Source organism: Cellulomonas flavigena DSM 20109, assembly GCF_000092865.1.
Classification (GTDB): domain Bacteria; phylum Actinomycetota; class Actinomycetes; order Actinomycetales; family Cellulomonadaceae; genus Cellulomonas; species Cellulomonas flavigena.
Window position 1 is genome coordinate 144,915 of the sequence record NC_014151.1, and the last position, 16,569, is coordinate 161,483.

Consider the following 16,569-nt stretch of genomic DNA (forward strand, 5'->3'; position numbering starts at 1 on the left):
ACGCACACCCGGCTGCCGACCCGACACCGCGGCTCACCGGCCGACTCCGCCCAGATGTGGTCACAGGTGTGACCACATGCCGTCGGCGCACCCCCATCCGCGACCACGTCGGGGGCGTCACGCGCACGAGTTCCTCGCCTCCGCGCCCGCCAGAGGTTCCGCCGTCCACGCCAGTAGCTCCGGCACCAGCGGGGAGTCCGCCTCCACCAGCGCCACGTGGTCCAGCCCCGGGTACTCACGGTGGTCGACCGCGTACCCGGCGGCGCAGCGCGCGGCGACGTACTCGTCCTGCGCGGACGCGACGACGATCGAGTCCGCGGACCCCTGCGCCACCAGCAGCGGCGCGCCGATCGGCCCCGACGGCACGTTCTCGTCGAGCCGCGCCCCGAACGCCCCCGTGTACGGGTCCGCCTGCGCCCACACCGGCTGGTCGAGCAGCAGCGCGGTCAGCACGGACACGACGACCCCCCGCTCGGCCAGACACCGCTGTGCCATCTCCTGCACGACGACGCGCGCGCCCGGTCGCACGGCGTCCGCGAGCCGCTCGTCGTCGTACGTCGCCGCGTAGCCCTCGGCCAGGTAGGCGCCGAACAGCGCGCCCACCGACACGTCCGGCAGGTGCGCGAGCAGCGCCGACGGGTTCGACGCGGGCGCGAGGGCCGCGACACCGGCCAGCTCGACGTCCGGCGCGACGAGCGCCCAGCCGCGGCCGACCACCTCGTCCGGCAGGAACATCGCGCCTGCGGCCAGCCCGCCCGGCAGCACCGACGGTGCGCAGCCGGGCGTGACCCCCGTCGTGCCGTGCGCCCACGCGACGACGTCCGCGGGCCCCCCGCCTGCCCCCGCCGCGCTCGCGGGCGCGACGACCAGGCCGGACGCGACGGTCGGCGCACCGTGGACGTCGGTCGTCGCGCGTCGGCGGCCGCCCGCGCACCGCCGTCCCGACGCCCCGCAGTCCCGCGACCAGCACCCGCACGCCCACCAGCACGGCGACGACGAGCACCGTGACGTCGGGCCACGCGAGGGCGAGCCCGCCCAGCAGCAGCGACGTCGCACCCGACAGCAGGGCGTTCGCCCGGCCCGTGCCACGCGCGACCCGCCAGCCGCGCACGCCCGGGGAGCGCCGGGCGGCGAGGAGGTCGAGCGCGCCGTCGACGACGAGCGTGACGCCCGCGGCGACCGCGAGCACCCGGATCGTCGGCCCCGGCCACACGACGACCACCAGGGCCGCGGTGAGCGCGGCGGCTCCCGGCAGCCACCAGGTGCGGGAACCGGGGCCGGCGAGCACGCCCGGCTGCTGGTCACCGGGCTCGTCGACGTCGGGCGCGTCGACACCCGGCCGGTCGGCGGCGAGCCGCACGACGCCCAGCGCGACGAGCCCCGCGGCGACACCCACCACGAGCACCGCCAGCGACACGAAGGGGCGCAGCGCGAGCAGCGCGCCGACGGGCACCGCGAGCACCGACACGGCGAGGAGCACCTGGCGCGCCCACGTCCACCGGCCTCCGCGCGCCATGCCTCGAACGTACCCGGGGCTCCGCGGGCCGCGTCGGCACCACGCGTGACGGGACGCGCGGCCCCGGGGCGGCGGGCGCACCCGTCCGGCGCAGCGGCCGCGCCCACCTCACCCTTTCGCATGAACCCGCTGCGCCGAGCGGCGCCCGGCAGTGCAGGATGGGTGCCTGGGCGATTCGTCCGTATCCACCCGACACCGACGACGGGAGAGGCAGTGCTGGACGAGCTGTGGCCGCCGCCCTTCCCGGGGCCCCACCAGCCGCGCGACGCGCACGCCGCGCACTGGGGCAACGACGTGCGGCGCAGGTTCGGTGGCACGTCCGCCGGCGCGGTGTCGGACGACGACCTGTGGGCCGACCTGCTGCGGCACGAGCACGCCGAGCGACGCCGGGCGACCGACGACGCATGGACGGCCGACGCCGCGGACGGCCACCCGCACGACGTGCCCGAGGTGCGCGGGACGGGCTCCCGTCCCGACCGTGGGGCGCGCCGCGGCCTGCCGGCGAGCTGGGTGCCCCAGGAGGAGTGGATCCCCGACCCCGTCCCGCCGCCCGAGCAGCGCTGGACCCCCGAGCAGGACTGGCTCACCGCGTTCGCCGATCGTCCCGCCGGCGTGCTCCTGCTCGACCCGCCCGCACCGCGCCGCTGGGGCCGCTGGGTCGGCCTCGCCCTCGCGGTGGTCCTGCCGCTCGCGGCGGTCGTCGCGCTCGTCGTCGTCCTGCGCTGAGCGTCTCTCGGCCCCGGCGTCCCCGGCCGCGCGTCGCCTATCGTGGCGACGTGAGCGACACGCCAGCCGGACCCACGGCCGTCCCCGACGCCGAGCTGCGCACCGACGGTGAGCGGCGCACGGTCGAGGCGCTCGACGCCGCGGGCGTCGCGTACGTCCGCACCCGTCACGGGCGCGTGGGCTCGCTCGCGGAGGCGGCGGCCGCGCGCGGCATCGAGCCGGCGGACCTCGTCAAGACGATCGTCGTGCGGCGCGGCGACGACGACTTCCTGCTCGTGCTCCTGCCGGGGGACCGCACGATCTCGTGGCCGAAGCTGCGGGCGCTGCTCGGCGTGAGCCGGCTGTCGATGCCGGACGCGGCGGTGGCGAAGGACGTCACCGGGTTCGAGCGCGGCACGATCACGCCGTTCGGGACGACGCGCGCGTGGCCGGTCGTGGTGGACGAGCGGGCTGCCGGGCGGCGCGTGTCGATCGGTGGCGGGGGGCACGGCGTGGGCGTCGAGCTCGCGACGGACGACCTGGTGCGCGCGTTGGGGGCGACGGTCGCGGACGTGAGCGAGCCGGGCTGAGGGAGCCCACCTCACCCACCCGAGAGCGTCAAGCCCTGGTCAAGTGGCGGTCGACCAGGCGTAGCGTGCCGGGAACACGTGCGCCGGCGCACGCGTTGTGAGGCAGGCAGGACGACGTTCGCCGCGCCGATGTGGGCGCCGGTCTGTACCGTCGTCCCGCCCGTCGCACCCCGGTACGACGACGTACCGGACCAGAGCACGAGGAGCACGAACGCCACATGACCGAGCTGACAGCCGCGATCGAGCGCACCCCGGAGCCGGCGGACCACGAGATCCGCATCGAGCACCGCGCGGGACGCGCCGTCGTCTGTCTGGTCGGTGAGATCGACGCGTCGTTGCGCGAGTCGGCGTCGGCGTCCATGGGGATCGCCCTCATGAGCGGTCTGCCGCTCGTCGTGGACGCCAGCGAGGCGACGTTCGTCGACTCCTCGGGCGTCGCGTTCGTGCTGCAGCTGCACCTGGCCGCCACCGAGGCGGGCGTCCCGCTGACCCTGCAGGACCCGAACCGCGTGCTGCGCGACCTGCTCGACATGGTCGGCCTGGGCGCGGTCATCCCCGACGACGTGTGACGCGTGGCGGACCGTGACGCCCGCCGCGGGTCGGTCGCGGCGATGTCGGAGGGCTCGGTTACGTTCCCGGCATGCGGTTGCTGCACACGTCGGACTGGCACCTGGGCCGGACCCTGCACGGGGTCGACCTGCTGGACCACCAGGCGTCCTTCCTGGACCACCTGGTCGACGTCGTGCGCTCCGAGCGCGTCGCCGCGGTCGTGGTCGCCGGCGACGTGTACGACCGGGCGATCCCGCCGGTCGAGGCCGTGACGCTCCTGTCCGACACGCTCGCGCGGCTCGCGGAGCACACGACGGTCGTCGTGACGTCCGGCAACCACGACTCGGCGACGCGCCTGGGGTTCGGCTCGGCGCTCATGCGGGAGCGTGTGCGGCTGCGCACGCGCGTGGCGTCGCTCGGCGAGCCCGTGGAGGTCGCCGGAGCGCTGGTCTACGGGCTGCCGTACCTCGACCCGGACGTGTGCCGCGCGGAGCTCGCGCCCGTGGCCGGCGACGGCGCGCGCACGCTGCTCCCGCGGTCGCACGAGGCGGTGACGCGGGCCGCGTTGGCACGCGTGCAGGCCGACGTGGCCACCCGGCGCGGCGGCACGCGGCCGCGGGTCGTCGTCGCGGCGCACGCGTTCGTCGTCGGCGGCCGGGCCAGCGAGTCGGAGCGCGACATCCGCGTCGGCGGGGTCGACCACGTCCCGGCCGACGTGTTCGCGGGGGCCGACTACGTCGCCCTGGGGCACCTGCACGGCCCGCAGGTCGTCGACGGCCCCGCCGGCACCGTGCTGCGCTACTCCGGGTCCCCGCTCGCGTACTCGTTCTCCGAGCAGCACCACGCCAAGTCGTCGGTGCTCGTGGACCTGTCCGGTGACGCGCCGGTGACGACCCTCGTGGCCGCGCCCGTCCCGCGTCGTCTGGCCGACGTGACGGGCACGCTCGACGACCTGCTCGGTGCCGCGGGCGAGCCGCACGTCGACGACTGGGTGCGCGTCACCGTCACCGACACGGCGCGACCCGCCGACCTGTTCCGGCGCGTCCGGCAGCGGTTCCCGCACGCCCTCGTCGTGCAGCACCGGCCCGAGCACCCCGACGCCGGGCGCGAGCGGACCGTCCTCGTCAACGCGGCCGCCGACCCCGTCGTGGTCGCCGCCGACTTCGTCGCGCACGTCACCGGCGCGCGGCCCACCGCCGCCGAGCTCGCGGTGCTGCGGGCCGCGCACGAGCACGTCGCCGCCGCGGAGCGGAGCGCCTGATGCGGCTGCGCTCGCTCACCGTCCAGGCGATCGGCCCGTTCGCAGGCCGGCACACGGTCGACCTCGACGCGCTCGGGCAGTCCGGGCTGTTCCTGCTGGAGGGGCCGACCGGGTCGGGCAAGTCGACGCTCATCGACGCCGTCGTGTTCGCGCTGTACGGGAAGGTCGCAGGCACCGACGCGTCCGACGAGCGCCTGCGCTCGGCGTACGCGGCGGACGACGTGGAGAGCGTCGTCGACCTGGTCTTCGAGGTGCCGTCGGGCGTCTACCGCGTGCGGCGCACCCCCGCGTACCGCCGGGCCAAGCGCCGTGGCGAGGGCACGACGACGGCGCAGGCGAGCGTCAAGGCCTGGCGCCTGCCGGCCGACGTGGAGCTGGGCGAGGACCCCGAGGAGCTCGACGGCGTCGGCGTGCTGCTCGGCACGCGCCTGGACGAGGTGGGCCACGAGCTGCAGCGGATCGTCGGGCTGGACCGCACGCAGTTCGTCCAGACGGTCGTGCTGCCCCAGGGCGAGTTCGCGCGGTTCCTGCGGGCCACCGGCGAGGAGCGCCGGGTGCTGCTGCAGAAGATCTTCGGCACCCAGGTGTACGAGCAGCTGCAGCAGCGGCTCGCCGCGCTGCGGGCCGAGGCGGCGCGGACCGTCGAGGCGGCGCGTGCCGGACTCGGGGAGGCGGTCGCCCACCTGCTCGGCGCCTGCGCGCTCGGCCCGGAGGAGCACGCGGCGGCACGCGTCGCGCTCGACGAGGCCGTCGCGGGCGGCCCGGGCGTCGCGGTGCGCGTCGCGGGCGTCGTCGTGGCCACGACGCGCGCGCTGGACGCCGCCGCCGGCACGCTCGCGCAGGAGGCTGCCTCCGCCCGCACGTCATGGGACGCGGCACGGGCCGCGCACGAGGCGGCGCGCGCGACCGCGGCTCTCGCCGCCCGGCGGGACGCGCTGCGCGCGGAGCGTCGCGCGCTCGACGCCGCGGCCGGGCAGCACGAGGACGACGTGCAGCGCCTCGCACGGGCGCGCGCGGCTGCCGCGGTGCGTCCGCTGCTCACCGGGTGGCAGGACGCGAGGACGGCGCACGAGGCCGGGACCAAGTCGCTGGTCGCTGCGTGCGACACGGCCCCGGCGGACCTGCTGCCGCCCGGCGGCGCGGCGGTCCTCGTCGTCGGCGGGCGCGACGGCGGTCCGGGACCCGACGCCGGCGGCACCGAGCGTCTCGACGGTGTGCTCGACGCGTGGCGGCCCCACCTGCGTGCCGAGCGTGACGCGGCCGCGGACGCCGCCGCCGCGTTGCGTCGCACGGTCGAGGTCGAGGCCGGGCTCACCGAGCGCCGCCGCGCGGTGCGCGAGCTCGCGGCGGTGCTCGAGGAGCTGCGGTCGGAGGTCGACGCCGCGACCACGTGGCTCGCCGGACGCCCGGGGAGCCGAGCGGCCCTCGAGCAGGAGCGGGACGCCGCGCGCGCGCTCGCGGGCCGGTCCGACGCCGCCGAGCAGGCCCGGACGGCCGCGCGGGCTCTCGTCGCGGACGTCGCCGCCCTGACGGCGGCGCGCGCCGACCTCGCAGCCGCGCAGGACGCCGTCGCCGGTGGTGCGGACGCCGCACGGGCCGCGGTCGCCGCCGAGGCGTCGCTGCGTGCCGCACGCGTCGCCGGCCTGGCCGGCGAGCTCGCGGCCGGTCTCGTCGCCGGCGACCCCTGCCCGGTGTGCGGTGCCTGTGAGCACCCTGCGCCGGCGTCGGTGGGCGCCGACCACGTGACCGCCGAGCAGGTGCGGGCCGCCGAGGAGGCGCGCGCCGCTGCCGAGTCGCAGCTCGCCGCGCTCGGGGCGCGTCGGGCGGCGCTCGCCGAGCGCGTCGCCGGGCTGGCCGCGCGCGTCGGGGAGCACGACGCCGGTGCGGCCGCGGCGCTGCTGCGGGCGGCCGAGGACGACGTCGCCGCTGCTGCCGCCGCCCACGCCCGGGTCGCCACCCTCGAGGCCGACCTCACGGCGCACGACGCGGCCACCCGGGACCGTGCGCAGGTGCGCGAGGAGGTCCTCGGCCAGGTCCGCGCCGCCGAGCTCACGCTCGAGACCGAGCGCGACGCTCTCGGGCGGGCCGAGGCCGAGGTCGCGGACGCGCGCGCCGACCACCCGACCGTCGCCGCCCGGCACGCCGCCCTCGACGCGCGGGCGCGCCAGGCGGTGGCGCTGCTCGACGCCCTCGACACCGAGCGTGCCGCGGCCGCCGACGAGCAGCGTCGTCACGCCGAGCTCGACGCCGCGCTGGCCGAGCACGGGTTCGCGGACGTCGCCGACGCCCGCGGCGCCTGGTGCCCCGCGACGGAGCTGGCCGACCTCGAGCGTCGCGTCGTCGCCCGCACCGCCGACGAGGCACGCGTCGACGCCGGCCTGGCCGACCCCGCGCTCGTCGCGCTGCCCGAGGACGTCGCACCCGACCTCGCCGGGACCGAGGGTGCCGAGCGTGCGGCGCGGCGCAGCGCCGACGACCTCGAGGGCCGCGCCCGCGTCGCCGCGGCGCGCGCCGAGGCCGCCGCGGACGCCGCAGCACGCGTGCGCGCCGCGGCCGAGGCGCTCGACGCCGCGGCAGCCGCAGCGGCGCCCGTGACCCGCATGGCGAACCTCGCGTCCGGGACGGGCGCCGACAACCCGCACGCCCTGTCGCTGGCCACCTACGTGCTCGGGCGTCGCTTCGAGGACGTCGTCGCCGCCGCCAACGAGCGTCTCGCCGTGATGTCCGACGGGCGGTTCGAGCTCGTCCGGTCCGACGAGAAGGAGGACGTGCGTACCCGGGCGGTCGGACTGGCGATGCGCGTCGTCGACCACCGCACCGAGCGTGCGCGTGACCCGCGGACCCTGTCCGGCGGCGAGACGTTCTACGTGTCGCTGTGCCTCGCGCTCGGCATGGCCGACGTCGTCACGGCCGAGGCGGGAGGCGTCGAGCTCGGCACCCTGTTCGTGGACGAGGGCTTCGGTGCGCTCGACCCGCACGTCCTCGACCAGGTGCTGGCCGAGCTCGGCCGGCTGCGGCACGGCGGGCGCGTCGTCGGCATCGTCTCCCACGTGGAGACCCTCAAGCAGGCGGTCGCCGACCGGATCGAGGTGCGGCCGACGCCCGCCGGTCCGAGCACGCTCACCGTGCTCGCAGGCTGACCGTCCTCACCACGTCCAGCCCCGCGCGGCCAGCTCGACCTCCTCGCGGAACCGCTCCTGCGCGTCCCCCCTGGCTGCGGGCCGCACCTCGACCCCCGCCAGTCGGCACGCCTCGGCGAGGAGCTGGTCGTAGGCGAGCTGCGAGGCGATGATCCGTTCCGCACGGGCGAACGTCCGGTCGTCGGCCTCGAGGCGTTGCACGTGGTTCGCGACCGCACCCAGCCGCTGCTGCACGCGCAGCGTGAGGAACGGGTCGTACGGCTTCGGGTGGTGCCGGCGCAGGTGCTGCGCGGCGTGCTCGAGCCGCTGCGCCAGCGCCACCCGCCACGGCGGCGTCTCGTCGTCGGAGGGGATCAGGGACCAGAGGGCGCAGAGCAGCAGCGTCGGGATCACCGACATCGCCCCGAGGAGAGCCCAGGTCATCGCGCGTCCTCCGTCGTCCCTACGACGAGCGTAGATGTGCGCTGTGACGCACGCCACACGATCGGGCGTCAGCGACGGCGGTCGAGCGCGTGCGAGCGCGACGCGGGCACTGGCCCTACGGTGGGCCCCTGACGAGGCACGGCACGAGGGGAGCACATGGGCGTCAAGGCAGTGGTGACGGGCGTCGTCGCGCTCGGGCTCGTCGCGGTGGGCGCGGTCGTCGCCGACGGGTTCGCGCGCAGCAGCGCCGAGGACGACGCCGCGGCGCTCCTCGCGCAGCAGCTCGACGTGGAGGGCACCCCGCAGGTCCGCATCGACGGCTTCCCGTTCCTCACGCAGCTCGCTGCGCGCTCGCTCGACGACGTCCACGCGACGGCGACCCGCGTGACGCTCGAGGGTCTGGCGGTGACCGATGTCGTCGTCGACGCCACCGACGTCACGCTCGACCCGCCCCACCGGGCCGGCACGGCCCGGCTCCAGGCGACCGTGCCCGCGTCGTCCGTGCAGCAGGTCGTCGAGGCCCGCGCCGATCTCGAGGTCGCCGTGGACGGCGACGTCCTGCGCGCCGCCGGGGACCTGTTCGGCATCCCGCTCACCGTCGCGCTGGTCCCGCGCGTCGCCGACGGCCGCATGCTCGTCGACGTCCAGGAGGTCACCCTCGGCGCCGGCACGCTGCGCCTCGAAGAGCTCCCCGGAGACGTCGCCGAGCGGCTCGTCGGCATCGAGGTGCCGCTCGACGGCCTGCCCGACGGGGTCCGGCTCGAGGACGCGGTCGTCGTGCCCGACGGCGTCCGCTTCACCGCGACCGGCACCGACGTCGCCCTGGAGGTCGTCCCGTGACCCCGGCCACGCTCGGCCACGCTGCGCCGACCCCCGCGGTGCTCGCTGCCGCGCCGTCCGGGGCCACCGAGGGCCTCGCCGGGCTGTGGGAGCAGGTCACGACGCCGCAGCCCGCACCCGGTCGCACCGCGGTGCTCGTGGTCGGCGCCGTCGTGCTCGCCGCGCTCATGCTCCCGGGCGTCTGGCACCTGCTGCGGCACGGCCTGACGATCGTGCACGAGGCCGCGCACGCCGGTGTCGCCGTGCTGGTCGGGCGGCGGCTCTCGGGGATCCGCGTGCACTCCGACACCTCGGGCCTGACGGTCTCCCGCGGTCGTGCCCGCGGACCCGGCATGGTGGCGACCGTCGCCGCGGGCTACCCCGGCCCTGCCCTGCTGGGTGCGGCCGCGGCCTGGCTGCTGTCGCGCGGGTACGCGCTCGGTGTGCTGTGGCTGCTGCTGCTGGTCGTGGTGCTCGTGCTGCTGCAGATCCGCAACTGGTACGGGCTGTGGGCGGTGCTGGTCAGCGGGGTCGCGCTCGTCGCCGTCACCCTGTGGGCGCCCGCGCAGGTGCAGACGGTCGTCGCTGCCGGCCTGACGTGGTTCTTCCTGCTCGGTGCGCCGCGCGCGGTCGTCGAGATGCAGGTCCAGCGGCGCCGGGTGCGGCGCCGCGGCGGGCGGGACGAGTCCGACGCGGGCCTGCTCGCGGGTCTGACGCACGTGCCCGCGATCGTCTGGGTGGGTGCGTTCCTGGCGGTCTGCGGTGTGCTGCTCGCCGCGGGCGGTGCGTGGTTGCTCGCCGCCTGGCCTGTGACCGGAATCACGTACCCGCCTTGGGCCGATGTGCCCACGTGTGACCCGATGTGCCCTTCGGCGGCGTCCGCCACAGCTCCCGGACTGCCGTTCAGCGTCTGCGATAGTGAAGCGGTGAGCACACCTCCCGAGATCGAGCCGCACTCGGGCCGCAACGAGTCGCTCTCCCTGCGGCGCGCGCTCGCCCTGCTCGACGTCTGCGCCCGGGAGACGGACCCGACAGGCCTGACGGCCGCCGAGATCGGGCGCCGGCTCGGCGTCCACAAGTCGACCGTGCTGCGGCTGGCCGCGCCCCTGCTCGAGTCCGAGCTGCTGCGCCGCGACACCACCAGCGGACGGTTCCGCCTCGGTCCCGGTGCGCTGCGCCTCGGTCACGCCTACCTGTCGACGCTCGACGTCGAGTCCGTCGCCGCCCCCTCCCTCGACGAGCTCGCACGCACCACCGGCTGCCTCACCGTGCTCACGGTGCCCGACGGACTGCAGTCGCGGATCGCCGGCCACCGGCCCGCCCCCGGGACCGCCGGCCGCGCCGTGCCGCGCCTGCCGAGCGTCGTGCCGCTGCACTGCACCGCACCCGGCAAGGCCATCCTCTCGGTCGCCGGCACCGCGCTGCTCGAGCGCGCCGTCGCCGGCGGGCTGCGCCCCGTCACGCCCCGCTCGATCACCGACCCGGGTGAGCTCCGCGCCGAGGTGCTGCGCACGCGCCGCCGCGGGTTCGCCGTGGACGACCGTGAGTTCGACCCCGACGTGCGAGCCGTCGCCGCCCCGGTGCTCGACCACACCGGCGACGTGGTCGCCGCCCTGGCAGTCGTCGGGCCCGCGGCGCGCATGTCCGCCGCCGCGGTGCAGGAGCACGCACGGTCGGTCGTCCTCGCGGCACGGACCGTCACGCGTCGGCTCGGCGGTGCGGGACTGGGCCCTAGCGCGGCGGCCGGCGGGGCGGCGGAGGACCTGCGCGCCCGTCGCGGCGCCTGAGCCTCAGCCTGCCCGCAGCCACGTGGCCGGCAGCCAGTCGGACGGCGACCACTGCGCCGGCAGCCACTCCGACGGCCACCACGCCGTGGGCTCGGACCCGACGACGACGCACCGCCCGACCGCACGGGTCAGCGCGTCGTGCTCCGCGGGCGTGACCCACAGGCCGTAGGCCGCCTTGACGGTCGCCTGCCGCAGCGCGTACGCGCAGCGGTAACCCTTGTTGGGCGGCAGCCATGTCGCCGCGTCGCCGGCGCCCTTGCTCTGGTTCGTGCTCCCGTCGACGGCCAGCAGGTTCGCGGGATCGTTCGCGAACTGCGCCCGCTTCGTCCTCGACCAGCGGTGGGCGCCCTTCTGCCAGGCGTCCGCCAGGGCGACGACGTGGTCGATCTGCACCTCGGCCGACCGCGGTCCGCGCTCGAACGCGATGGTCGAGCCGGTGTACGGGTCCGCGAGCGTGCCGCGCAGCACCACGCAGTCGCGCGTCGCGGGGTCGACGACGACGTCGACGAGGTCCCGGCGCAGCACGTCGTTGCGGGTGTCGCAGCCGTTGCGGTCGACGTCGGCCCACGCCTGACCGAACGCCTCGCGGTCGTAGCCCGTCCGCGGCGCCCGTCCCTTGACGTCCAGCGCGGCGAGCGCCGCACGGCCGGCCGCGAGGTCCTCGACCGTCACGGGGTACCGCGCCGCGGCCTGCGCCTCGGCCACCACGGGCACCCCGAGCCCGGCGGCGACCGCCAGCATGAGCACCAGCACCCAGTGCCACCGCGACCGACGCCGCAGCGGCGGCAGACCGCCCCGGCGCCGTCCGCCGTCCCCGCCGCGTCCGGCCGGGTGGGTGGTGCGCTCAGCGGTGAGGAGGTCGGCCACGGGCGGAAGCATGCCGGTTCCCGCCCTCACGCGTCCGCACGGCTCGCCGCCCCTGTGCACATCGACCCGTCCCCACCGGCCCCCGCCCGCGGGGGAGGGTCAGGCGTCGGGGACGTCGACCGGGAGGGCCTCGTGACCCGGCCGGCCGTGGGTGCGCTCGCGTTCCTTGAGCTGCGCCTCGTAGACGTGACGTCGCCCCGCGGTCAGCTCGTCGCGGACGCGCTGCTCGGCCTCGGCGAACGCGCGGTGGTAGCCGGAGTCGAAGTCCTCCACGACCTGGAACGTCCAGCGCCCCGCCAGCACGTTGCGCCCCACGACGTCGGCGCGTACCCGGTCCGCGAGCTCGGCGTGCCCGGCCTTCTCGAGGTCGTCGAGCGCCTCCTGCAGCTCGAGATCGGCGCGCCCGACGAGCCGGTGGAACGCGTACAGCATGCCGCGCGCGTGCTCGACGACCTCGAACGCCGCCGTCACCCCGCCCACGGCGGCGATCGTCGCGTCGTCGACGCCCGCGGGTGGGACGTGCCGGTCGTCGGGGCCGTCGTCGGCGGTGCGCTGCGTGGGCCGGGGCGTCGCGTCGTCCATCCGTCCACCCTGCCGACCGCCCCGCGGTCCCGCACGCCGAGGGGCCCGTCAGGACGAACGTCCGGTGGCCCCCGGGGCTGCGGCGCGGAATGCTCGCACCGGACGGGCGCAGCCGCGCGCAGGGCACGAGGGAGAGAGCATGACCGCGACGGACGCGCACCAGCCGGGGCCCCGGAGCATCCTGCGCCGGAGGTCGGTCGAGACCGCGATGAGGGCGGTCGACGACCCGGACCGCAGGCTGCGTCGCACGCTCGGCGCGTGGGACCTGGCGGTCATGGGGGTGGCCGTCGCGGTGGGCGCCGGCATCTTCTCGGTGGGGGCGACGGCGGCCGCGCGGTACGCGGGGCCCTCGGTGATCGTCTCGTTCCTCATCGCCGCGGTCGTCTGCTCGCTGGCGATCATGTGCTACGCGGAGTTCGCGTCGACGATGCCCGTCGCGGGGTCGGCGTACACGTACTCCTACACGACGATGGGCGAGTTCATCGCGTGGATCATCGGCTGGGACCTCATCCTCGAGATGCTCCTGGCGGGCGCCGTGATCGCGAAGTTCTGGGGCGTCTACCTGGCGGACGCGCTGGGGCTGTTCGGGTTCGACGTGCCGCCGACGGTCGTGGTCGCGGGGGCGGACGTGAGCTGGGGACCCGTCGTCATCGTCGCGCTGTTCACCACGCTGCTGGCGGTCGGGACGCGGCTGAGCGCGCGGGTGAACTCCGTCTTCACGATCATCAAGGTCGGCATCACGCTGTTCGTCATCGTCGTCGGGTTCTTCTACGTGAAGGCCGAGAACTGGTCGCCGTTCGTGCCGCCGTCGCAGCCCGCGGAGCCGGGCACCTCGGCCCTCGAGCAGCCGCTGACCGGGTTCCTGCTCGGCCTCGAGCCCAGCACGTACGGGATCATGGGCATCCTGTCCGGCGCGGCGCTCGTGTTCTTCGCGTTCATCGGGTTCGACGTGGTCGCGACGACGGCCGAGGAGACCAAGGACCCGCAGCGTGCCGTGCCGCGTGGCATCCTCGGCGGGCTCGCGCTGGTGACGGTGCTGTACGTGCTGGTGACGGTCGTGGTCACGGGCATGGTGAGCTACACCGAGCTGGCGGCGTCGGACGCGCCCTCGCTGACGACGGCGTTCGTGCTGGTCGGCGCGGACTGGGCCGGCCGCGTCATCTCCGTCGGCATCCTCGTCGGTCTGACCAGCGTGCTCATGGTGCTGCTGCTGGGGCTGACGCGCGTGGTGTTCGCGATGAGCCGCGACGGTCTGCTGCCGCGCGGGGTGTCGCGCACGTCGCCGCGATTCGGCACGCCGCTGCGGCTGCAGGTCGGCGTGGGTGTCGTGGTCGCGCTGATCGCCGGGCTGTCGGAGGTCGAGCTGCTGGAGGAGATGATCAACATCGGGACGCTGTCGGCGTTCGTGCTGGTGTGCTTCGGCATCCCGCTGCTGCGCCGCTCGCGTCCCGACCTGCCGCGGGGGTTCCGGGTGCCGTTCTCGCCGGTGCTGCCGGTGGTCGCCGGTCTGGCGTGCATCTGGCTGATGCTCAACCTCACGACGCTGACGTGGCTGCGGTTCCTCGTGTGGGTGGTCGTGGGCGCGGTCATCTACTTCTCCTACTCGTACCGCCGCTCGCTGCTGGGGCGCGGGGTCGCGGCGACGACGGACGACGAGGCTGCGGGGGAGCCCACGGTCACCCACTGACCGCCGTGGGCCGACCACAGGAGCCGGTTCACCCGATCGCGTCCACAGCCGGGTCCAGGGGCCCGTCCGGGGAGTGGTGCGCTGCGGCATACTGGCCGCTCACCCCACCCGAAGGGACCCGTCCGTGACCGTCTTCCTCGTCATCGGGGGCATCGGCCTCGTCGTCCTGCTCGCGTCGCTGGTGTTCGGTGACGTCTTCGAGTCGTTCGACATCGGCGAGGGCGGCTTCTCCGGCATCGCGGCCGGGGTCGGGGCGGTCGTGTTCGGATCGAGCGGGGTCATCGCGCTCGCGCAGGACCTGGACCTGGTGTGGGCCTACGTCATCGGCGTCGCCTTCGCGGTGGTCGCGTTCCTCGTCGCGCAGCAGCTTGTGAAGCGGCTCTCGGACACCGAGGACGCCCCGCCGCCGCCGCTCGACGGCGCGTTCGGCATGACGACGTCGACCACGGGCCCGGGCGGCGGCGAGGTCCGCCTCGAGGGCGTGCGTGACCTCGAGGCCCGGCTCGCGTGGGCCGAGGAGGAGATTCCCGCCGGCACGCGCGTCGTCGTCGTCGGGGTCTCCGGGTCGCGCGTGCAGGTGACGCGCGCCTGACGCCCCCCGCAGCAGCGCCGGACCGCGTCGTGGAGGCGACGCGGCACCCGCGTCCACCCCTGATCAGCAGCACCGCGCAGGACCCAGAGGAAGGAGCCCGGCCCGGCCGGGACCATCATGTTCAACGTCGTGGAGGACGGGGCCACCATCCTGGCCGTCGCCGCGCTGATCATCGCGTTCGTCGCGGTGATTGCGCTCATCACCAAGCGCATCCGCCGGGTGCCGCCCAACGAGGCGCTGATCATCGTCGGCCGCGGTGCCGGTCGGGGTGCGGCGGCCGATGCCGGGCAGCGCGTGGTCGTCGGCGGGCGGGTGTTCGTGTGGCCGGTCCTGCAGCAGGGCTTCCCGATCTCCCTCGAGCAGCGCCAGATCGGCATCACGGTCGAGGGTGTCGACAAGAACCGCATCAAGCTCGCCATCAAGGCGTCCATCAACTTCAAGGTCCGTGGGGACGAGGAGGGTGTGCGCCGCGCCGCGCAGCGCTTCCTCTCGCAGCAGGCGACGCTGACCGACGTCATCAAGGAGTCCCTCGAGGGCTCGCTGCGCTCGATCATCGGCGACATGACGATCGAGCAGATCATCAGCGACCGGAAGTCGCTGCAGGACGCGGTCGTCAACTCCACCAAGACCGACCTGGCCGAGCAGGGTCTGCAGGTCGACCTGCTCAACATCTCCGACATCTCGACCCCGGGCTCGGACTACCTCGCCAACCTCGGCCGTGCCGAGGCCGCGCGTGCGCGCCAGGTCGCCGAGGTCAAGGAGGCCGAGGCGCAGCAGGTCTCCGAGTTCGCCAAGATCGTCGCGATGGAGGCCATCGCCGAGCGTCAGCGCGACCTCGCGCTCAAGCAGGCCGCCATCAAGGCGGAGACCGACCGCGCCAACGCCGAGGCGAACGCCTCCGGGCAGCTCGCGCGCGCCGAGCAGGACAAGCTCGTCGCCGCGCAGGAGCGCGAGGCCCTGGTCGAGAAGGCCCGGGTGACCGAGGAGCAGCTCGACATCGACGTCCGCAAGCCGGCGGAGGCGCGCGCGTACGCCGCGGTCCAGCAGGCCACCGCCGAGCGCGACGCGGCCAACGCGGCCGCCGAGGCCGACGCCTACCGCCGCATGAAGGTCGCCGAGGCCAACAAGATCGCGACGGTCCAGGACGCCGAGGCTGCCGCCGAGGCCACGATCCGTGCCGGTAACGCCGAGCGTGACCGCCAGCTCGCCGAGGCCAAGGCGCTCGAGGCGCTGGGTCTGGCCCGCGCCGCGGCCGCCAAGGCCGAGGGTCTCGCGCAGGCGGAGGCCACGCGTGCGCAGGCCGAGGCCCTGCGCGAGCAGGGTGAGGCGGTCCTCGCGCAGCAGGTCATCGCCCTGCTGCCCGAGATCGTGCGCGCCGCGGCCGAGCCGATCGGCGCGATCGACCAGCTCACGGTCGTCTCGACGGACGGTGCGTCCGGCCTCACCCGGACCGTCGGGCAGGTGCTCGGCGAGGGTCAGGAGGTCATCAAGTCCCTCACGGGCCTCGACCTCAACACCCTCGTCGCGAGCATCGCCGACAAGGCCGTCGCGGGCAGGCCGGTCGCCGGCAACGGGACGCCGCCTCAGGGCTGAGCTCCGTACCACGTCGACGCGCCCGGTTCCCGCGAGGGACCGGGCGCGTCCGTGCGTCCGGCTCCTGGGACGCGGGGCGTGCGACACCGGGCGCACGTCGCTCACGGGTGCTGATGAGCGCACTCAGCCCGGCGTCGCGGCGGCGTCGTCCTGGATGCCGAACGGGCGACCGCCAGTCGCCCCGCTCGGCGGGGAGGCGGGTGCGCCGACCGGAACCTGACTCCCCGACAGGGCGCCCGAACGGTGACCCAGGTTCCGCTCGGCGGGGAGGCGGGTGCGCCGACCGGAACCTGACTCCCCGACAGGGCGCCCGAACGGTGACCGAGGTTCCGCTCGGCGGGGAGGCGGGTGCGCCGACCGGAACCTGACTCCCCGACAGGGCGCCCGAACGGTGACCGAGGTTCCGCTCGGCGGGGAGGCGGGTGCGCCGACCGGAACCTGACTCCCCGACAGGGCGC

Annotated in this window: 13 protein-coding genes and 1 pseudogene; 9 read left to right on the forward strand and 5 right to left on the reverse strand. The window is 75.8% G+C overall.

The window, feature by feature from the left end:
• Window positions 1–117 precede the first annotated feature (117 nt).
• Both CFLA_RS20255 and CFLA_RS21225 read right to left on the reverse strand, forming a co-directional pair.
• Window positions 118–765 (reverse strand): alpha/beta hydrolase, encoded by a 648-nt coding sequence (locus CFLA_RS20255; RefSeq protein ID WP_013115373.1) that lies wholly within the window; start codon window positions 763–765, stop codon window positions 118–120.
• A 217-nt stretch (window positions 766–982) separates the two neighbouring features.
• Window positions 983–1,516, reverse strand: a pseudogene (locus CFLA_RS21225) (DUF308 domain-containing protein); the annotation flags it as partial.
• Window positions 1,517–2,292: 776 nt separating this feature from the next.
• Here CFLA_RS21225 and CFLA_RS20745 point away from each other — a divergent pair.
• From CFLA_RS20745 to CFLA_RS00630, 4 genes are all read left to right on the forward strand, one after another.
• Window positions 2,293–2,811, forward strand: coding sequence for an aminoacyl-tRNA deacylase (locus tag CFLA_RS20745; RefSeq protein ID WP_013115375.1), 519 nt, complete (start codon window positions 2,293–2,295; stop codon window positions 2,809–2,811).
• Between the two features lie 218 nt (window positions 2,812–3,029).
• The gene (locus CFLA_RS00620) at window positions 3,030–3,380 is read left to right on the forward strand and encodes an STAS domain-containing protein (protein WP_013115376.1); all 351 of its coding nucleotides are present in this window, start codon (window positions 3,030–3,032) and stop codon (window positions 3,378–3,380) included.
• Between the two features lie 71 nt (window positions 3,381–3,451).
• Window positions 3,452–4,621 carry an exonuclease SbcCD subunit D gene (locus CFLA_RS00625; RefSeq protein WP_013115377.1) on the forward strand — a complete coding sequence of 390 codons (1,170 nt, stop codon included), beginning with the start codon at window positions 3,452–3,454 and terminating at the stop codon, window positions 4,619–4,621.
• The gene (locus tag CFLA_RS00630) at window positions 4,621–7,761 is read left to right on the forward strand and encodes an AAA family ATPase (protein WP_013115378.1); all 3,141 of its coding nucleotides are present in this window, start codon (window positions 4,621–4,623) and stop codon (window positions 7,759–7,761) included. Before CFLA_RS00625 ends, CFLA_RS00630 begins: the two co-directional genes overlap by 1 nt.
• Window positions 7,762–7,767: 6 nt before the next feature.
• Here the strand turns inward: CFLA_RS00630 and CFLA_RS00635 are convergent, their stop codons facing one another.
• A complete protein-coding gene (locus CFLA_RS00635) occupies window positions 7,768–8,184 on the reverse strand; it encodes a hypothetical protein (RefSeq protein ID WP_013115379.1) in 417 nt (138 codons plus the stop codon).
• Window positions 8,185–8,340: 156 nt separating this feature from the next.
• On the opposite strand from CFLA_RS00635, the gene CFLA_RS00640 reads away from it, so the two are divergent.
• Window positions 8,341–9,024: an LmeA family phospholipid-binding protein gene (locus CFLA_RS00640; protein WP_013115380.1), complete on the forward strand. Its 684-nt coding sequence runs from the start codon at window positions 8,341–8,343 to the stop codon at window positions 9,022–9,024.
• Window positions 9,021–10,790, forward strand: coding sequence for a M50 family metallopeptidase (locus tag CFLA_RS19360; RefSeq protein WP_081449619.1), 1,770 nt, complete (start codon window positions 9,021–9,023; stop codon window positions 10,788–10,790). Before CFLA_RS00640 ends, CFLA_RS19360 begins: the two co-directional genes overlap by 4 nt.
• A 3-nt stretch (window positions 10,791–10,793) precedes the next feature.
• Here the strand turns inward: CFLA_RS19360 and CFLA_RS00650 are convergent, their stop codons facing one another.
• Together CFLA_RS00650 and CFLA_RS00655 are read right to left on the reverse strand one after the other, a co-directional pair.
• A complete protein-coding gene (locus CFLA_RS00650; protein ID WP_013115382.1) occupies window positions 10,794–11,669 on the reverse strand; it encodes an HNH endonuclease family protein in 876 nt (291 codons plus the stop codon).
• Window positions 11,670–11,756: 87 nt separating this feature from the next.
• Entirely contained in the window at window positions 11,757–12,239 is a 483-nt protein-coding gene (locus CFLA_RS00655; protein ID WP_013115383.1) for a hypothetical protein, read from the reverse strand.
• A 139-nt stretch (window positions 12,240–12,378) separates the two neighbouring features.
• Between CFLA_RS00655 and CFLA_RS00660 the strand changes: the two genes are divergently transcribed.
• From CFLA_RS00660 to CFLA_RS00670, 3 genes are all read left to right on the forward strand, one after another.
• Window positions 12,379–13,926 carry an amino acid permease gene (locus CFLA_RS00660; RefSeq protein WP_013115384.1) on the forward strand — a complete coding sequence of 516 codons (1,548 nt, stop codon included), beginning with the start codon at window positions 12,379–12,381 and terminating at the stop codon, window positions 13,924–13,926.
• A 124-nt stretch (window positions 13,927–14,050) separates the two neighbouring features.
• Window positions 14,051–14,518 carry an NfeD family protein gene (locus CFLA_RS00665; protein WP_013115385.1) on the forward strand — a complete coding sequence of 156 codons (468 nt, stop codon included), beginning with the start codon at window positions 14,051–14,053 and terminating at the stop codon, window positions 14,516–14,518.
• Between the two features lie 117 nt (window positions 14,519–14,635).
• The gene (locus tag CFLA_RS00670; protein WP_013115386.1) at window positions 14,636–16,111 is read left to right on the forward strand and encodes an SPFH domain-containing protein; all 1,476 of its coding nucleotides are present in this window, start codon (window positions 14,636–14,638) and stop codon (window positions 16,109–16,111) included.
• The last annotated feature ends 458 nt before the right edge of the window (window positions 16,112–16,569 follow it).

Bases quoted from the DNA above. Each gene is read 5' to 3' on its own strand.
- CFLA_RS00620 (WP_013115376.1), top strand. From the start codon at position 3,030: ATGACCGAGCTGACAGCCGCGATCGAGCGCACCCCGGAGCCGGCGGAC.
- CFLA_RS00625 (WP_013115377.1), top strand. From the start codon at position 3,452: ATGCGGTTGCTGCACACGTCGGACTGGCACCTGGGCCGGACCCTGCAC.
- CFLA_RS00630 (WP_013115378.1), top strand. From the start codon at position 4,621: ATGCGGCTGCGCTCGCTCACCGTCCAGGCGATCGGCCCGTTCGCAGGC.
- CFLA_RS00635 (WP_013115379.1), bottom strand. From the start codon at position 8,184: ATGACCTGGGCTCTCCTCGGGGCGATGTCGGTGATCCCGACGCTGCTG.
- CFLA_RS00640 (WP_013115380.1), top strand. From the start codon at position 8,341: ATGGGCGTCAAGGCAGTGGTGACGGGCGTCGTCGCGCTCGGGCTCGTC.
- CFLA_RS00650 (WP_013115382.1), bottom strand. From the start codon at position 11,669: ATGCTTCCGCCCGTGGCCGACCTCCTCACCGCTGAGCGCACCACCCAC.
- CFLA_RS00655 (WP_013115383.1), bottom strand. From the start codon at position 12,239: ATGGACGACGCGACGCCCCGGCCCACGCAGCGCACCGCCGACGACGGC.
- CFLA_RS00660 (WP_013115384.1), top strand. From the start codon at position 12,379: ATGACCGCGACGGACGCGCACCAGCCGGGGCCCCGGAGCATCCTGCGC.
- CFLA_RS00670 (WP_013115386.1), top strand. From the start codon at position 14,636: ATGTTCAACGTCGTGGAGGACGGGGCCACCATCCTGGCCGTCGCCGCG.